This is a genomic window from Actinomadura keratinilytica (assembly GCF_039539665.1).
Lineage (GTDB): Bacteria > Actinomycetota > Actinomycetes > Streptosporangiales > Streptosporangiaceae > Spirillospora > Spirillospora keratinilytica.
Genome location: NZ_BAABDO010000307.1, coordinates 1 through 503, shown reverse-complemented (window position 1 = coordinate 503; position 503 = coordinate 1). Strand labels below are relative to the sequence as shown.

Genomic DNA, 503 nt, shown 5'->3' with positions numbered 1-503 from the left:
CCAGTTCACCGACTGGCTGTACTTCAATCCCGCCGCCCGCGAGATGCTGCGCTGGGGCATCGAGGGGGAGACCTACACGAAGGCCGAGGACGGCACCATCGAGCTGAAGGACGGCTTCGCGATGGAGTCGTACAACATCAACAGCGGCGCCGAGGTCGACATCAACGCGGACCTCGGGTTCGCCACCTTCCCGGCGGAGTCGACCGAATCCCGATCGCTCAAGGAGTCCTACAGCACCCCCGAGTTCGTGCAGTACATCGAGGACGTCCTGTCCACCCGCGACCCGCGGGACCCGATCCCGCCGGTCCCCCTGGAGGAGGCCGAGCTCGAGAAGGCCTCGCTCATGTCGACACCTCTGAAGGACACCGTCGACACAGCGACGCTCCAGTTCATCATGGGGGAGCGCGACCTGGACGAATGGGACGACTTCGTCGCCGAGCTCGAGGCCGCGGGCATGTCCCGCTACATGGAGCTCATCAACACCGCGCGCTCCCGCTTCGCCG

At 66.0% G+C, this 503-nt stretch carries 1 pseudogene; it reads left to right on the top strand.

The window, feature by feature from the left end:
• Positions 1–503, top strand: a pseudogene (locus tag ABD879_RS32855) (extracellular solute-binding protein); the annotation flags it as partial.